At 39.6% G+C, this 17324-nt stretch carries 14 protein-coding genes and 1 pseudogene; 13 read left to right on the forward strand and 2 right to left on the reverse strand.

What is annotated here, in order from left to right:
• Nucleotides 1-34: 34 nt before the first annotated feature.
• Nucleotides 35-967 carry a LysR family transcriptional regulator gene (locus tag Gferi_RS18220; protein WP_069979008.1) on the reverse strand — a complete coding sequence of 311 codons (933 nt, stop codon included), beginning with the start codon at nt 965-967 and terminating at the stop codon, nt 35-37.
• A gap of 209 nt (nt 968-1176) precedes the next feature.
• Here Gferi_RS18220 and Gferi_RS18225 point away from each other — a divergent pair, with 209 nt between their 5' ends.
• From Gferi_RS18225 to Gferi_RS18260, 8 genes and pseudogenes are all read left to right on the forward strand, one after another.
• Nucleotides 1177-2535: an acyclic terpene utilization AtuA family protein gene (locus Gferi_RS18225; protein WP_069979010.1), complete on the forward strand. Its 1359-nt coding sequence runs from the start codon at nt 1177-1179 to the stop codon at nt 2533-2535.
• A gap of 28 nt (nt 2536-2563) precedes the next feature.
• Nucleotides 2564-2866 (forward strand): DUF4387 domain-containing protein, encoded by a 303-nt coding sequence (locus Gferi_RS18230; protein WP_069979012.1) that lies wholly within the window; start codon nt 2564-2566, stop codon nt 2864-2866.
• Nucleotides 2867-3075: 209 nt separating this feature from the next.
• The gene (locus tag Gferi_RS18235; protein ID WP_069979014.1) at nt 3076-3921 is read left to right on the forward strand and encodes a hypothetical protein; all 846 of its coding nucleotides are present in this window, start codon (nt 3076-3078) and stop codon (nt 3919-3921) included.
• Nucleotides 3922-4024: 103 nt separating this feature from the next.
• Nucleotides 4025-5314, forward strand: coding sequence for an SLC13 family permease (locus Gferi_RS18240; RefSeq protein ID WP_069979016.1), 1290 nt, complete (start codon nt 4025-4027; stop codon nt 5312-5314).
• Between the two features lie 492 nt (nt 5315-5806).
• Nucleotides 5807-7180 carry a 2-hydroxycarboxylate transporter family protein gene (locus Gferi_RS18245; protein ID WP_069979019.1) on the forward strand — a complete coding sequence of 458 codons (1374 nt, stop codon included), beginning with the start codon at nt 5807-5809 and terminating at the stop codon, nt 7178-7180.
• Between the two features lie 134 nt (nt 7181-7314).
• Nucleotides 7315-7644, forward strand: coding sequence for a hypothetical protein (locus Gferi_RS18250; protein ID WP_069979021.1), 330 nt, complete (start codon nt 7315-7317; stop codon nt 7642-7644).
• Nucleotides 7645-7656: 12 nt separating this feature from the next.
• Nucleotides 7657-9096 (forward strand): annotated as a pseudogene (locus tag Gferi_RS18255) (UGSC family (seleno)protein); the annotation flags it as partial.
• A 133-nt stretch (nt 9097-9229) separates the two neighbouring features.
• On the forward strand, nt 9230-10159 hold the full coding sequence (locus Gferi_RS18260) for an NAD(P)/FAD-dependent oxidoreductase (RefSeq protein ID WP_236932624.1): 930 nt from the start codon (nt 9230-9232) through the stop codon (nt 10157-10159).
• Nucleotides 10160-10392: 233 nt separating this feature from the next.
• On the opposite strand, the gene Gferi_RS18265 is transcribed toward Gferi_RS18260, so the two are convergent.
• The gene (locus tag Gferi_RS18265) at nt 10393-11310 is read right to left on the reverse strand and encodes a LysR family transcriptional regulator (protein ID WP_069979025.1); all 918 of its coding nucleotides are present in this window, start codon (nt 11308-11310) and stop codon (nt 10393-10395) included.
• 548 nt (nt 11311-11858) lie between these two features.
• On the opposite strand from Gferi_RS18265, the gene Gferi_RS18270 reads away from it, so the two are divergent.
• The 5 genes from Gferi_RS18270 (at nt 11859) to pduB (ending at nt 17308) form a co-directional block, all read left to right on the forward strand.
• Entirely contained in the window at nt 11859-13505 is a 1647-nt protein-coding gene (locus Gferi_RS18270) for a methyl-accepting chemotaxis protein (RefSeq protein ID WP_083273630.1), read from the forward strand.
• Nucleotides 13506-13634: 129 nt separating this feature from the next.
• Nucleotides 13635-14027, forward strand: a complete 393-nt coding sequence (locus Gferi_RS18275) for a GNAT family N-acetyltransferase (protein ID WP_069979027.1) — start codon at nt 13635-13637, stop codon at nt 14025-14027.
• 603 nt (nt 14028-14630) lie between these two features.
• A complete protein-coding gene (locus Gferi_RS18280) occupies nt 14631-15788 on the forward strand; it encodes a 1-propanol dehydrogenase PduQ (RefSeq protein WP_069979029.1) in 1158 nt (385 codons plus the stop codon).
• Between the two features lie 426 nt (nt 15789-16214).
• The gene (pduA, locus tag Gferi_RS18285; protein WP_069979032.1) at nt 16215-16490 is read left to right on the forward strand and encodes a propanediol utilization microcompartment protein PduA; all 276 of its coding nucleotides are present in this window, start codon (nt 16215-16217) and stop codon (nt 16488-16490) included.
• A gap of 29 nt (nt 16491-16519) precedes the next feature.
• Nucleotides 16520-17308 carry a propanediol utilization microcompartment protein PduB gene (gene pduB / locus Gferi_RS18290; RefSeq protein ID WP_069979034.1) on the forward strand — a complete coding sequence of 263 codons (789 nt, stop codon included), beginning with the start codon at nt 16520-16522 and terminating at the stop codon, nt 17306-17308.
• Nucleotides 17309-17324: the final 16 nt, after the last annotated feature.

Below are 17324 nucleotides of genomic sequence, written 5' to 3' on the forward strand. Positions count from 1 at the left end.
AACCTCAATCCTGAGGAAATAGGATTGAACAAGCTTATAAAGGTGTTTCTTTCAGATAGTCATTTATGATTGACTGGGTTAAATTGATAAAAGCCTCGATCAACTCCGGATGATAGGTATTTTTCCGATAGTAAATGGACAGCTGCCTATAATGATTACCATTTAGTCCATATCTCTTGACTAAATTATTAGTCCAGTAAAATCTGTTCAGGGGAGAATAAGGGAGAATCGTAAAAGCAAGACCTTCCGTTACCATACTGTAACAGGTTTCCCAGTTGCTTGTTTCAAAAATGATTTTTGGTTGAATGTTAATGTCACTAAAAATCCTGTCAATCATCTGTCTAAGACGGTGTTTTGGCTTCAGTAAGACAAAAGAACAATCCTTTAGACAAGACAAATCGATGATCGGCAAGGTGCTGTTTTCACTTTTTTCAATCCTAGAGGGTGCGAAAGAATCAGGAGCTAGTAATATGAGCTCTTCTTTGAACAAAGGAACGTGACCAAAGGCATTGTTGTTTATAACGGCATTGGTGAAAGCCACTTCAAGGTCACCGGAGGCCAACAGTTCCTCAAGTATAGTCAGACTTTCCTCGTACAGTGTAATTTGAATGTCGGGATGTTTTCTGCGAAAGTTTGGCAGCAAAGCAGGAAATAAAAAAGAAGAAATCTGAGGACTGCACCCGATTGTGAGGCGCCCCTTCCGAAGATGCTGAATATCATCAATTTGATTCTTTAATTCACGATAGAGGCTTAATATTTGTTTGGCAGTTTCGATATAGCATTCCCCGGCATCGGTCGGCACCAAAGGGGTGACATTTCTATCAAATAGCTTTATGCCCAGTTCTTCTTCGACATGGGATAGTAGATAGCTGAGAGATGGCTGAGAGATGAAAAGCTTTTGTGCTGCAGCAGTAATATTTCTTTCTTCTGAGATAGCTAAAATATATCTGAGTTGTCTTTCGTTCATTGTAGGCCTCCGTTTCTATTCAATATAGAAATTTACTTATTAAAAATATGATTTATATAATTTAATTACTATAATTTTACTAGATAGGTTGACAGATGTAAACAATTGTTTAGTAACATAATCCGATAGAATGGATCAACAGATTAGTTCTTATTGGCTGAAACATATCTAATTATACTATTACTATAATGTTGAAAGGAGTTTAAATTATGAAAAGTTGCAAAATTCTAATGCCTATAGGAAGCTTGGGAGGTGGCATCAATCAGGAATCCTTCGATCGAGGAATGGCTTTGAAGCCGGATGTTATTGCAGTTGATGCCGGATCTACAGATTCTGGTCCTGCCTCATTAGCACTTGGGGAATGTAAGTATACAAGGGCGATGCTGGAACATGACTTAGGTATAACCGTAAGAGGCGCAATAAAGGCGGGAATTCCGTTATTAGTAGGTACCTGTGGAACCAGCGGAACAAATTCTACAGTGGATGAGTGTGCAGAAGTTGTGGAGGAGATTTTTAAGAAGGAAGGCTTTAAAGGTAAAATTGCCAAAGTTTATTCCCAACAGGATCCAGAAGTATTGAAAAAAAAGTGGGACGAGGGAAAAATCCATCCATTGGAAGGTGCACCTGAAATCACGAAAGAAGTCTTTGATGAGTGTACAAACATTGTTGCCCTGATGGGCGTAGAGCCCTTTATTGAGGCTTTAAACAACGGCGCCAACGTGGTGTTGTGCGGTCGTGCTACAGATACAGCTATTATAGCAGCGATGCCCCTTATGATGGGTTTGGATCCGGCGGCAGCTTGGCACGGAGCAAAAACCGTGGAGTGTGGCAGTCAATGTACAGATGGTGCCGGAGGAGACGGAGTCTTTTTAGAAGTGGATGAGAAGGGTTTCTATGTAACTCCGCTTCAGGAAGGTGTTCATTGTACCCCTTATACAGTTTCAGCCCACCTCCTTTATGAAAATAGTGATCCGTTTAAATTGACCGAACCTTCCGGCAGCATTCATGCGGAGGATGCGGTGTATACCCAGGTGGATGATTATACTGTTAGAGTAACTGGCACAAAATTTGAACATGCGAAGCAGTATACAATGAAACTGGAAGGGGCTTCCATTGCGGGTTATCAAACGATCAGTCTGGTTGGAATTGCAGACAAAAAAGTTATGGCAGATCCAGAAACTTGGATTAAGAATATCAGCAATCATGTGGCTAAATATCTTAGTAAAATGGGCATATCACCGGATGAGTATACTTTTGACTTCAAGGCGTATGGGTATAATGCAGTGGTTCCAGGTCCTGTGCCAGAGGACACACCGCCACCGAGAGAAATTGGAATGCTGTTGACTGTGACTTCGGATACCCAGGAAAAGGCGACTAAGATTGCTAAATTCTTCAACCCTTTCTTGTTACATTTTCCGGCTGATTTTAATGATCAACTGCCCAGCTTTGCGTTTCCGTTCTCACCGGTTGACATCCCAAGGGGTCGTACCTATGAATTCCGTCTGCACCATGTCGTCGATGTGGATGATCCTCTTGAGCTTGTTCAATTCGAATATGTAGATATGTAAAATGGATAAAAGAATGGAGAGATAAACAATGACAAAAGTAAGAGATGTGGCGCGTTATGTTCGCTCAAAAAATGCCGGCCCATTTTGGGCCACCCTGGAAATCTTTTGTGATACAAAAGAAGACTATGAAAAAATAAAAAATTCAAAAGTTACAGCAAGAAAGATCGCGGAATTGTACAATGTCGATGAGAGCAAAGTAAAAGTCTTTTATGTGGACAATATTAATGTAATAAAATTCTCTTTCCCCCGCAGCATACCACAAGGCCATAAATATGAAAATGACATGCATTTCGGACAGCAATATATCCTATTAGCAGAGACAGCGCTATAGAACAGATTTAGTAATATTATTTATGCCCGGAGACCACTGTTTCCTTTCAAGAAACGGTGGTATCACGGGCAAATATCATAATTGTAGATAAGATAACTATCGAAGGGTTGATCACTATTCGATGAAGAGTGGATCGATGATTATAAATAATTCAAACAAAGATGATTATTAAAAGGTAATTTGTAGGAATCTGAAAGGAGGAATTTTTTGTGCAGGCAGAAGTTGTATTAACGCCGACAGAATCAAAAAAGCTTATTGCAAAGGCAGTATTTAACATGCCGGAGGTACAGGAGGCTCTGAAAAACGGCATAGTGGCGATACATCCGAGCAGTTCTACAGTTTTTCTTTATCAAGAGATTATGGGCAATATGCCACAGGGCTTGTGGGTATGCGGTGTGATCGGTGAAAAAGGGCTTTGCGGCTCCAATGAGGCGGTAGAGATGATCAAATCACGTGGACCGGGAGCCCACAATCCTCTTGAAGTATCCAAAGAGACATGGTTTTTTAAAAAAGGGATTCTTCAGGAATCGACGGCATTAGGAGAAATCTTGGAACAAATGACCGAAAGGGATGTTTATATCAAGGGATCGAATGCATTGGATTCCCATGGTAATGTGGGAGTTCTTTTCGCAAATCCTGCAGGCGGCGGAGGCACCATTGGAAAAGTTATGGTGGCTAAGCGTACAAAAAATTTTCATGTGATACTGCCCATCGGTATGGAAAAACTTATACCTGTAACCATTGAAAAAGCCAGTCATGCGGCTGGATTCAAAAAAGTTGGAAGTGCAATGGGCATCCCTAGCGGACTAATTCCGGTTTCAGGGAAAAAGATTGATGAAATCGATGCACTGTTTCGATTGTTCGGCGTCGAGGCCACCCCGATTGCAGCAGGAGGACTGAGTGGGGCCGAAGGGTCTGTCGTTATTGCTTTTGAAGGGAGTGATGAACAAGTGAAAAATGCTTTTGAAATGCTTAAAAGCACTAAAGGCGCTCAGCTCCCTGCATTAAATCTTCCGGAAAGTCCAGATGCTTATTACTCCACCCTTTCGATATGAAAGACGAAACTGTTAATTATGTTCTAAATGAAAACAGAAGATTGACGGAGTTATTGAAAAAAATAAACCATACTTTAAAGTTAATTAATGGGGGGGAATTATAATGTTAGTTTTTGGAGGACTTCTTATTATTTGTATTATGATGGTGTTAATTTTGAAAAGCCAGTTTATGCCCGGAAATGTTTTGGCAATGGTCCCACTTGTCATTGCGCTGGCAATCGGAACTGGTTTTACCGATACGATGACTTTTATCCACAAAGGTATCAGTAATGTTCTGGTCATAGCTGCCCTGTTTATTCTTGCCACCCTTTATTTTGGGACGATGTCAGACGCTGGATTGTTTGATCCGATTATTAATGCGCTGACAAAAAGAATCGGGAAAACGGTTTTTAGCGTGGTTGCAACTACAGGTTTGATTGCTATGGTATCACATTTGGACGGGCAGGGTATTACGACTCTTTTGATTACTGTACCACCTATGCTCCTTATTTTTGATAAAATGAAAATCCGTCGCACTCTTCTGGCATTGGTTTTTTCTACTGTTACCGCTGTAATGAACATGATTCCATGGGGAGGTCCTACTGCTCGTGCAGCCGCTGTTTTGGGCACGGATGTTATGATGTTATACAGACAGTTGCTTCCTATCCAGATTCTTGGATTGGTTTTGAGTTTTGTAATTCTGTACTTCGCTTCAAAAGCAGAGGAAAAGCGTGGTGAGTTTGTCCACGGCGCTGACATTCAAACATGTGAAAGCGAGATAAGTATATGTGAAGAAGAATTGTCGTTAAAACGGCCTAAGCTTTTATGGGCAAATGCAGCAATTACTGTGATCGTACTGGTAGCACTTTTTATGGGCGTTCCATCCTATATTACATTTTTGATCGGCTGTGCTGTTATACTGCCCTTGAATTACAGAACGCTTAAAGAGCAAAACGCACGAGTGAAAGCACATGCAGGCCATATATTAATCTCAGTTTATACAATTATTGGTGCGGGCGCCCTGTTAGGAATCATGGGCGGTCTTGGAATGTTTGAAGCATTAGCGGAGGCTTTTGTAGGGATTATTCCGGAATCATTGAGCAGTGTTATGCATATTATTATCGGTCTTATTATCACTCCGCTTGGATATCTTCTAAATGCTGATGCCATCATGTATGGTATCATGCCGGTAATTATCAATGTTGGCGCCCAATACGGTGTGGAGAGTGCCACTGTCGCTGCCATGTTTATTGTTGGCCATTGCATTGCTGTACCTTTATGCCTGACCACTCCGCAAGTATATCTTGGCTTAGGGCTTATGGGGCTTGATTACAGGGAAGCATTTAAGGCAAATTTCAAGTGGTCCATTCTTTTAGGTACTGCTTTGGTTTTGGCGACGCTATTTATTGTTTAGATTGCCTCAGTAAAATAGAACTGAACTGTATGTTTCATGAAATCGTTTACCTTTAAATTGATAAATAGTTAAGGCTTCGATCTCATCTATTTATCAATTTATAAAATAATACCAGAAGAATGGTCTGGTGAGGGAAGAATCGGAAGTTTTGCATACAAAAGAGCTCAACAATCAGGATAAAAGCTGATACTGAGCTCTTTTTATCTTTATGCATTCACTTTTCTACTTCAAAAATTCTTGATTATTTTTGAAGTAGAAATCGCGGTAATGAAGAAGTCGCAGTTGTGGATGATTTGACTGGTATATTAGGCCTACTTCAGAGAGAAAAAAGTGAAATATTCAAGAGTTTTTTGCTAGCAATAGAATTTAACATATAATTAATATAATGTTATTGGTATTTTACTATATATAATGATCCCGATATACTTTACTTGTACAAAATATACTTCATTTGAAGCATTTTGTATAAAGCGTTAATTAGGGGGTAGAATTATGGTACAAGCAGCAGGAGGGAAAGTAGCTGCACAGCTGCAGGCACGGACAAAATGGTATGCTTTTGGTAAAGTTGACAAGGTATTTGGTATTCACATCAAGTATTTTTTTCCCATGGCAATTCTTGTTGGCATAGCAACGAAATTTGGGTTGTTGCCGGAGGGGTTAGTTGGAACTTTTGCCTTTCTGATGGCTATTGGGGGAGTATTTTCATGGATCGGTGCGGTTACGCCACTCCTTCGTGAAATCGGTGGATTTTTGATTATGCCACTGATTGGTGCAATTTTACTTAACAAAATTGGCTTCATTCCAGAAACTTACATTGTAAATACACAGACTCTAATGGGTAGCGGCTTTCAGATGTTTTTTGTTACAGGGATTATAGTGGGTTCAATTCTGGCAATGGACCGCAGACTTATGCTTGCCAGCGTTGCGCGCTATATACCCGTACTTATTCTTTCTCAGCTTTTCGCACTCGGCGCTGCCTTTCTTGCTGCAAAGCTCACGGGAACTAGCATTTATGACGCGGTGTTCTTAATTGCTGCCCCCTGTATGACTGGCGGAACTGGTGGTGCTATTGCTACATTGCCAGCTCTTTACTCGTCTATTTTAGGTACAAATGCCAGTGCGCTAGGTGGTCAAATGCTGGCTGTCGCTGTATTGGGTGAAAATATATCCTTGCTTTTTGTAGTAATAATGAAAGTTTTGGCGATTAAATTTCCTAAGTTTATGGGCAATGGACAGGGAGAGCTTTTGTCAAAGGAAAGTGAGGCCCTTAAGGAGGCACGCAGAACCTGGCAGCCCTACGAAGAGTCCTCTCTTGACTATGCCCAGCTGGGAGCCGGATTGTTTACCGGTGCAGTGATTATGACATTAGGTGTGATTGTCTCTAGGTTTATACCGGTAATCGTATACGTAGGATGGGCGGTTATTCTCTGTATCATCCTAAAAGTGCTTAATGTAATTCCCGATACGATTTGCCGTGCGGCGAATTACTGGGGCCAGTTTGCTATCAAAAATTTGGTTATAATTGTTGTGTCAGCTCTTGGCTTAAGTTCTATGGGTGGTGTTTCCATGGGATCTGTACTGAATACTGCTACTGTGGCTATCATAGTTATAACCTTTATTGGTGCTATTCTTGGGGCAATGCTTGCTAGCAAGATTTTCGGTCTCTATCGATATGAAGGCGCACTAACAGCTGCAAGCTGCTCATGTAACATAGGTCTCTCCGGAGATTTACAAATGCTAATTATATCTGACCGCCTTAACCTCTTTTCCTTTGCAACTATATCTACCCGAATTGGAGGGGCAATGATGCTTCTTTATTTGAGTATCATTTTCCCAATCGTGGCAAGGGCCTTAGGGAAGGTATGATATACAAAGTGATGTTGAATTAGTATGATTGCAGCATGTCCTCAAAGTTAGCAAAATAATTCTAGTGCAACAGAAAGTATGGAATATATATTTCCAAGCTAGCACCAAAAGTAGAACTGAAAGGAGAATTTATAATGGCTGATCAAAAAAATCAATATGAAGTAGTTTGGCCTTCCGGCAAGTCAGGGGTTAAGAAAGGACTTCTTGCACCTCGCCTTGAAGACTTGGAAGGCAAAACAATCTGTGAGCTGTCACACGATTCCTACAGGGGAGATGACATTTTTCCGGTGCTTAGGGAATCCCTGCGGAAGCGCTACAAGAATATTAAATTTGTAGAGTACGATACATTTGGGAACTTCCGCGATCCTAGAAAATACGGTGCTGAACTGGAGAAGCTACCGGGTCTGCGTGACTTGATGTTGAGCCATAACTGCGATGCAGTCATAGCAGGGATGGGGGCCTGAGGGGCTTGTGCACCCGCAGTTGTGCGGGTATCGGCCGCTATAGAAAAATGCGGAATTCCTACTGTTTCACTTATTATCACCGGATTCTTGGCGCAAGCTAGCCTTGTTGCAAAAAGTCAGGGCCTAAAAGATTTAAGGATTGCCGAATACCCTGGCACAATGATGACGGATTCCATGGAACAGCTTATTGAAAAGGTGGATACCGCCCTTGTTGAAAACGTCATCAATAGTCTGACGACTATGCCGGAAGGTGCAGAAGGGAAAGAAGAAGTAATTGCTGAGCCAAAGCCTCGAGATATTGTATATAAAGGAGATTTGAGACAAGTTAACGATTATTTCTACAAAAAACTTTGGACAGATGGACTACCCATTGTTCCACCAACCATAGAGGAAGTTGAGAAATTTTTAAGTTTTACCGATCGATTGCCGGATGAGGTAATAGCTATACTACCTCATGAGAATCGTGAGGCCACAATCTGGAATATTGCAGTTAACGGCGTGATGGCCGGGTGTAGGCCGGAGTATATGCCGGTACTGCTTGCCGTTGTGGAAGCCATATCGGATACTGGAGAGCCTGGTAATCCCAAAAATGCCGGATTTCGGGTTCAGGACGTAGGTACCACACCGGGATGGGAACCGTTAATCATTATTAATGGTCCGATTATTAAAGATTTAGATTTTAATTATGGGCAAGGCGCATTGCGGTTCGGACGCCAGGCGAATACATCCATTGGCCGTTTCCTTAAACTATTTCTGAGGAATGTTTGCGGATTCCGAATTCCGCCAGGGATGGGAGATAAGGGAAGTATTGGTCAAAGTATGAACGTAGCAATAGCGGAGAATGAAGATTTCGTTAAAAACATAGGCTGGCAGCCCTATAGCGTTGATCGCGGATTTGATGCAGGCGAAAATACAGTTACTGTTATGAGCTCTGTTGCGATTAGTTTTCCTATCTATAGTTCGGGAAGTACAGCAATAGAGCATCTAGAGACACTCGTCGAGATGATTGGACGAAGACTCTGGAGATTTGGTGCAGTATGGGCTGTGTCTACCCTGAGATATGAGCCACTGTTGATGCTCGGTCCAGCTGTTGCAGAGATATTGGCAAAGGATGGCTGGACAAAAGAGGCTATAAGGGAATATTTCTTCAAAAATGTGCGAACAACCGCCTTTGAGACGGAAAAGCATTTCATGGATTTCAATGGCATATACATGGATCTGTGTGATAGAGTGAAAAAGGGACAAATATCACCGGACTATTGTGAATGTGATGATCCGCAAAGAGAGATCAAGGTTCTCCCGGATCCTCAGTCCATCCAGATCATCGTAAGCGGCGATCCTAGTAGAAATCAGAGCAAAGGCTTTGTACAAAGTGGTTACCTTGGGCCACCGACAACCAAAAAGATTGTGTTGCCCGATAATTGGAAACAGCGTTTACAAGAAGCAAAATAGTCAATAGGAAATTTTGTGGAACGAGGGTGAGCAATGTGAAGTATAATTTTCATTACTTACCCTATTCCTAGATTTCAAGTAATAAATTAAATTCTATTTTTATTATTTCGAAGATGTTGGAGGACTAAGTGCAATGTTTGACGAGAAGATATACGATATTCTGATTGTAGGTGGTGGACCAGCTGGAATGACCGCTGCGCTTTACGGTTCCAGAGCCAATAAGAGCGTTTGTATTATAGAAAAAGGCGCCTTTGGCGGGCAAATTACTTCTTCGCCCAGAGTGGAGAATTGGCCAGGCACAGTGCAGATGAGCGGTAGTGACTTTGGCAACCAGATGGCAGAGCAGATACTAGCTGCAGGTGTTGATGTGGAGATAGAGACTGTTATTGATATCCGTAATGAGGGTGCATATAAAGTGGTTGTCACCGAGGATGGTGGCTACCATAAAGGTAGGGCTGTAATCGTTGCTACGGGGGTGAAGCACAGGAGATTATGCTTGCCGGGTGAGGAGCAACTCATCGGCAATGGTGTATATTTTTGTGCAGTATGTGACGGGGCATATTATAAGGACAAGTCCGTAGCGATCATCGGCGGTGGGAATAGTGCCCTTCAGGAAGCTGTACTGCTTTCGGAAATCTGCAGCAAAGTCTTTGTTATCCAGAACTTACCGGAGTTCACTGGCGAAATGAAATTACGGGAGGCAGTAATGGGCAAACCCAATGTAAGCGTCAAATTTGGCACTGTCGTTGAGCGCTACATTACTGAGGGGAATAAGTTATGTGGCTTACAACTGGTAGAATCTGCTTATGGGGTAAAAAGCGAAATTAGTTGTGATGGAGTATTCCTGGCTGTTGGTCTGAAGCCAGAAAATGAAGTTTTTGCTGAACTGGCGGAATTGAATGACTATGGCTACTTCGCTTCCGGTGAGGATTGTCTCACCAGAACTCCCGGCTTTTTTGTAGCAGGAGATTGTCGGTCAAAGAATGTACGCCAACTCACTACTGCAGTTGCTGACGGTGCGGTTGCAGCCTTGGCTGCCTGCAGCTATATAGACGGATTCTAAGCATCATTTATGCCGAAGTGGGGACTCGTTCATTAGGACGGGTCCTTTTCAGCCCATCGTATACAGTATTGTGCAGTATTTGACGTGAGGATATCCGAATGATTGAAGTACAATTACGCAACTTCATGTTTCAGAAAGGGCTCTAGGAAAGGTATTTTAGTTTATTCTACGAGTAAATAAAAGAAATTTCTCTTTAGTATGGACTCAATACTAAAAGCGGGGGAGTCGAAGAGTTATTTTTCAATATCATTTATAGTTTTATGTGTTAAGCTGATAAATTTCCCAATAATTTTTGTGACATGTGTGCTTTTGTTATAACAAACATATATATGTCGAGAATAGTCTCCTTCTATGCTATAACAGTTTAGATTGTTGATAAGATCTTTTGTTGCCAAGGCAGAGAATGGGAGAATGGTAAAGGCTTCTCCTTTTTTTACCATACCAATACAGGTCTGCCAGTTATCTGTTTCTAAAACGATGTTAGGCTGAATGCCAAAATCAGAAAAAATTTTATCTGCAATACTTCGAAGATGATTACCAGTTTTAAATAAAACAAAAGGGTGTTCTTCTGTAACAGAAAAATCAACAATGGGAAATCTGTGTTCATTTTTTTTTATTACAATAGGAGGTTCAAAAGAAGTCGGTGTCATCAGAACGATCTCTTCATCTAAAAGAGGGAGAAGTTCTAACTTTTTATTATTGATTTTTAAATAGGTAAAAGCGATATCCAAATTACCATAACATAACATATCATGCAAAACAGACAGCTTTTCCTCGAATAGCTTTACAGTAAAGCCAGGATATTCACTCTTAAAAACCGGAATGATCATGGGAAACAAAAAAGAAGAAAGCTGACGACCACATCCAATCAATAGATTGCCCTTTTGACAATTTTGAATATCATCAATTTGGTGTTCAAGCTCTCTTTTTATGTTTAATATCTTTTTAGCAGCATCAACATAGCATTCACCAGCATAGGTAAGAGACATGCCTGTGATGCATCGATCAAATAGTTCTATTCCGAGCTCCTTCTCTACATTAGCAAGCAAAGAACTGAGAGATGGCTGACTAATAAAAAGTTTATGTGCGGCAGTAGTTATGTTGCCTTCTTCAGCAATCGTTAAGATATATTTGAGCTGACGATCGTTCATTATACTCACCTTACCTTTGTATTAGTACAGCATGCTTGCTTAAAAGCATCCCTCAGTTCTGTTACACGATCATAGAGTAAGCAAAATAATTTTTTGAGCAGTATGAATACCAGCAGATCAGTAGAGTACGGTAAGATAATTGGTAGACTGAGAAGATGGATCTAAGTCATTCGTAGAGGTGAAGGCTATGTTTTTTATAGCTGCTTAAATATTGCAATCTGCTGTAATTATGTAGTAAATTCCATCAGATGTTCTTCATATCGACGTCTGTTCATAGTTAAAATACTATACATATTATAATATATATAGTATTTTAACTATTACTAAAAGTAGTATATTATAAATGCATAGAAAAGTAAACATTTCGGTGATTTTTTCTATTCCAAAAAATCTTAATTAATAGAGAATAGAGATATGAGAATTTGTAGAAAATTAATGAAAGATAGGGATCAATCTTAATTTTCAGACTATTTCCTGTGGATTAAAGCGTGTAAAAGTATTTCATGCAGAAAATATGAAAGTGATTAAGTCTATAGGAGGAGGTTACATTGTGGATTACAGCTAGTTTTGGTGGAGAAGATCGGAGGCGTTTTCGCCTTCACGATGTCATGCCCTATAGTGGCGTCATCTTGCGGGAAGCGCTGCCAAGCGGCTGGGAGATCTGCAGTCTATATCATCATATAGAAAAAATGAAATTATATGTAGAAAAATACATCGAGAAGCATAGGGGGACTAACATGAATAATAGTATTCAAGATTATACACAAAAGGTTAACAAAATCATTGCTGCTATTGAGTTTTTGGGTGCAGCAGTACTTCTGTTACTTCGAGTAACGGATGAGTCTGACCGGTTTTCTGTTTTTAAAGTATTATATTGTGCTGGCGTTATAATAACACTAGTACTAATATATAAAAAAGTTTCTACGAAGGTTACGCGCAGTATGCTACTGCTAAATTTAGTTTTTCTTACCAGCAATAATGTCTTCGATCCGTCTGGTTTTAACCTTTATGAGTCATCTATGACGATAGCGGTTGCTGTATCTGCTTCGGCATTGTACTTGAATAAAGTTGTTTTACTAATTAATGGGGCTATATATAATGTTATTTTTATATCTGCCCAACTTTTGCTGGACGAAATTGAAATTTCGATTTTAATAAAGCTTGAATTCATTATATTGATGTTGTTTTTTATATGCAAATGGGGGAATGAGTTAATTAAGACAGCTGTACAGAAGGAAATTCAGGCAACAGATCTTTTACATTCTCTTGACAATGCAGTAAAAGTAGTTGGTGAAAACACTATCTCTCTAAATGATGATATAGCTAACTGCAATAAAAATATAGGAAATTTAAAAGATATCAGCAATGCTATGACAACTAGCGTACAAGAAGTAACGATGGGAGTTGTAAGTCAAGCGGAGAGCATTAGCCAGATAAGCGAAATGATGAGTGATGTAGATAATAAGCTTTCAGAAATCAATAATTTCTCAAAACATCTTGCAGCTACCTCATTAAATACAAATCAAATTGTTATTGATGGTACTGAGAGAGTAAATCACATGGAAAAACAGATTGATATTATCAATACCGCTGTCACCGACTCGCTTACAACCGTACAAGAATTAGACAAAAGTATGGATGATATAAATCACTTCCTATCAGGAATAAATCAAATAGCGGAACAGACTAATTTACTGGCTTTAAATGCGGCAATCGAAGCAGCAAGGGCAGGGGAGTCCGGAAAGGGATTTGCCGTTGTTGCAGAGGAGGTAAGAAAACTTGCAGAGCAAAGCTCAAATACGGTTAAAGAAATTGATAAGATCATTGGTGATATTAAAGATAAAACTAAACTTGTTTTGGAAAAAGTACAAAAAGGGAGTATTGCAACTAAAGAAGGAGAAGTGATTACAGAGCAGGTAAATGAAGGTTTTAGAAGAATTAAATTATCTTTCAGCAGCATTGATGAATGTATTTCCAATAACTTTAGTATGATTGAAAATGTAAGTTCTATTTTTACACAAATACGTACCCAGGCAGAAAGTATAGCAAGCGTTTCGGAGGAACATTCTGCGGCTACGGAAGAGATACTTGCAATTACTAATGAACAGAACGCAAGTATAGAAAATATTTATGAATTAATGCAAAATATTAATAGTTCGAGTACAAGACTTCAGGAAATAATCCCTAAAAATTAGATAATGCAAGCTCGTCCTTCGTTGACTTTCATAATATTTTAGTGCAAATGGCACGAATTGCTTAACTTAATTGGAAACGTTTTATGAAGCTATTTGCAGAAAGCGACATGAAAGGGTGTAGGCTTTATTATGATTCAGTATAATACAGATAAGAAGGTTGATTATGATAGATTAATCACTTTATTTAATCAGGCAGGATGGAATGATAAAACGAATGATATGAATCGATTAAAAACTATGGTAGAAAATTCTCAAATCATAGTTACCGCATGGGATGAGGAAGTAATGGTTGGATTTGCCAGGTGTACAACAGATTATGTATTTAACGGACAAATTAATAATGTAGTGGTCGATACGCAGTATAGGAGAAAAGGTATCGGGAAGGGTTTAATCAATAAGATATTAGATAGCAGCAATCAGGTTACTTACATGTTAAGAGGAAGTACGAGGAATGAGGGATTCTATAGAAGCTTAGGTTTTGAAGATGGGCCAATTTCCTTGATCTATAAGCGAAAGGAATAAGCTAGAAAAAATTAAGATAATTGTATGAAAAATGCATGACATATTTATAAGAATGATGCGACCCGGCAGGGTCACGGACGACCACAGGTCGCCCCTACGGTGCTGGACCGTCAAGGATAAATAGTAGGGGCGACCTGTGGTCGTCCGTAGGATGAATTGTCATCCTAAATGGAGTGAAAAATCCTTACGTCGCATTGTTCTACTATTATGTAGGAATCTATCTAAAAATTTTAAAATAATGAATGGTAGAAAAGATAAAAAAATGAAATAAGTAAATGATGTAGTGCAATATTTTATCATCAGTAAACAAATTCTTATCAAGGCCGATAGAAAAGGATGGCGAATACACATCTATATAAATAACACTAAGTATATTACAGTCAGTCACAAAGTAGCGGAGTTGGGGGGACAGTTCGAGCGTCACCGAAGCATAGAGAAGGTCCGGAGGGAAGACGATGGAACTGTCCCCTTGGCGAAGCGGATGTAATGCACTTAGTGTGACTTATATAGTAGACAGATAGAAATTTATCTGGTAAAAAGAACAGCCAGTACATTTATGAATTGGCAGATAAGGCAACTGTTACAAATATTGGGAGGATATATATGAAAAAATTTATGGTTAAACCAGAGATTTATTTTGGCGAAAACGCTATAAACTATCTGCGGCATGTAAATGGTAAAAGAGCTTTTATTGTTACCGATGCTTTCATGGTGAAGCTTGGATTAGTAGACCAAGTGACAGCACGTTTAGATGCAAATCATGTATCCTATGAGGTTTTTTCGGAGGTTGAGCCGGATCCCTCTTTGCAGACTGTCAAAAAAGGCCTTATGCGTATTTTAGAAATGAAGCCGGATCTTATGATTTCTATCGGTGGGGGTTCAGCCATTGACGCAGGTAAGGCGATTATGATGTTATGCATTCACACCAAGGAGAAGTTTATTGATATTGAAAATATCAAAAAGCCATGGTATATAGCCATACCGACTACCAGCGGAACCGGCTCTGAGGTTACTTCCTATGCGGTAATTACCGACCGGGAAAACAATCTTAAGATACCATTGAGTGAAGATCTAATGATGCCGGATGTAGCATTACTAGACTGTGCTTTGACAAAAACCGTGCCGCCCCATGTAACGGCGGATACAGGGATGGATGTACTCACCCACGCAATGGAGGCTTATGTTTCATCGTTAGCTAATGATTTTACAGATATTTATGCAGAGAAAGCGATTCATCATGTTTTTCACTATCTGCTAAGAGCTTATAAAGATGGAAATGATATGGAAGCAAGGCAGAAGATGCACACGGCTTCCTGTATGGCTGGTATTGCTTTTACCAATGCATCCTTAGGTATTAACCATAGTTTGGCCCATACCTTTGGTGCAAAATTTCACTTATCCCATGGTAGGAGTAATGCAATCTTTTTGCCCCATGTGATTCGTTTTAATGCAGGACTAGGTGCTGGAGACATAGAGAATCAAACGGCAAAAAAATATGCGGCTATCTCTAGAAAACTAGGATTGCCTGCTTCAAGTACGGAAGAAGGCGTCATAAGTCTTATAGAAGGTATCAAGATTCTAAATAGAGAAATGAGTATTCCAGTCACTATTGGTGAAGCAGATATTTTAAGAGAAGCATTTGAAAGTAGTCTATTAGAAATGGCAAACAATGCATCAACTGATCTGTGTACAGCCAATAATCCTAGGAAGATTTCGAAAGGTGATTTAGTAAAGATTCTTCAAGAGGCATATGGAAAATAGTAAAAAATTGCTCAATAAAAATCCAGCTAAGAAAAAGCTGGATTTTTATTTTTAGCTAGAAAAAATTATCCATGCCAAAAACTATCAAAATAGTTTGAAAATATAAAAAATATCATCTTTAATCAAAAAAGTGACATCAACCTAAGAATTTTGAAAAATATGATATGAAACCTAGTATAATCTTGCATGAACATTCAAAAAAGGATGTCATGTATTTATAGTAGCTTCACAAGATAGTGTCAACGTAAAAGGGACAAATAATGATATATTAAAACTACAGAAAGTTGAATCAATAAGAATAGCTTATTGCATTTTTTTACCGCAAACGGAAAACGCTTGCTGGGAAAATTCTTTGATTCAACCACTGCACTTGTTATTAAAAAGCAAAATGCTTTTAATAAATAAAAGTTAAAGGAGGATTTCAAAATGATGAAAGAAGCATTAGGAATGATTGAAACAAAAGGACTCGTAGGAGCCATTGAAGCAGCAGACGCTATGGTTAAAGCTGCAAACGTAGTTTTAGTAGGATATGAAAAAATTGGTTCCGGCCTTATTACAATCATGGTAAGAGGGGATGTAGGTGCAGTAAAGGCAGCTACAGATGCAGGAGCAGCAGCTGCTGAAAAAGTTGGTCAAGTTGTTTCTGTACATGTAATCCCAAGACCTCACACAGATGTAGAAAAAATATTACCAAAAGCATAATCGTCGATTTATAAAGGAGGTGTAAGCTGGTGAAAGAGCAGTTAATTGAAAAGATCATGGAAGAAGTAATGAAGAAGGTGGACAGCCCTAAAGTAGAAGAGAAAAAAGAGGTGAAGAGTGAAATGAAAACTTGCGCATTAACTGAATTTGTTGGTACGGCGATTGGAGATACAATCGGATTGGTAATTGCCAATGTAGACAGCCAAGTTCATGAAGCAATGGGATTGGATAAAAAATATCGTTCTATAGGAATCCTTGGTGCCCGTACAGGAGCAGGTCCTCATATCTTTGCTGCAGATGAAGCCGTAAAGGCAACAAATACTGAGATCATCAAAATAGAGCTTCCAAGAGATACAAAAGGCGGAGCAGGACACGGATCTTTAATCCTATTTGGTGCAGAAGATGTATCCGATGCAAGAAGAGCTGTTGAAGTTGCATTAAAAGAGTTAGACAGAACATTTGGTGATGTATATGCAAACGATGCAGGCCACTTAGAGTTCCAATACACAGCGAGAGCTAGTTATGCCTGCAATAAAGCATTTAATGCGCCAATCGGAAAAGCTTTTGGTATCATCGTAGGTGCTCCGGCAGCGATTGGTGTAATGATTGCTGATACAGCTGTAAAAGCAGCGAATGTAGATGTGATTGGTTATTCATCTCCAGCGGGCGGAACAAGCTTCTCCAACGAGGTTATTCTATTCATCAGCGGGGACTCAGGTGCAGTTAGACAAGCGATCATCGCTGCAAGAGAAGTGGGCGTGAAGCTTCTTGGCACACTTGGTGACGAACCTAAGCCAGCAACGGTTCCATATATATAAAATACGGCAGTAAATA

This window comes from Geosporobacter ferrireducens (assembly GCF_001750685.1).
Classification (GTDB): Bacteria; Bacillota; Clostridia; order Peptostreptococcales; family Thermotaleaceae; genus Geosporobacter; species Geosporobacter ferrireducens.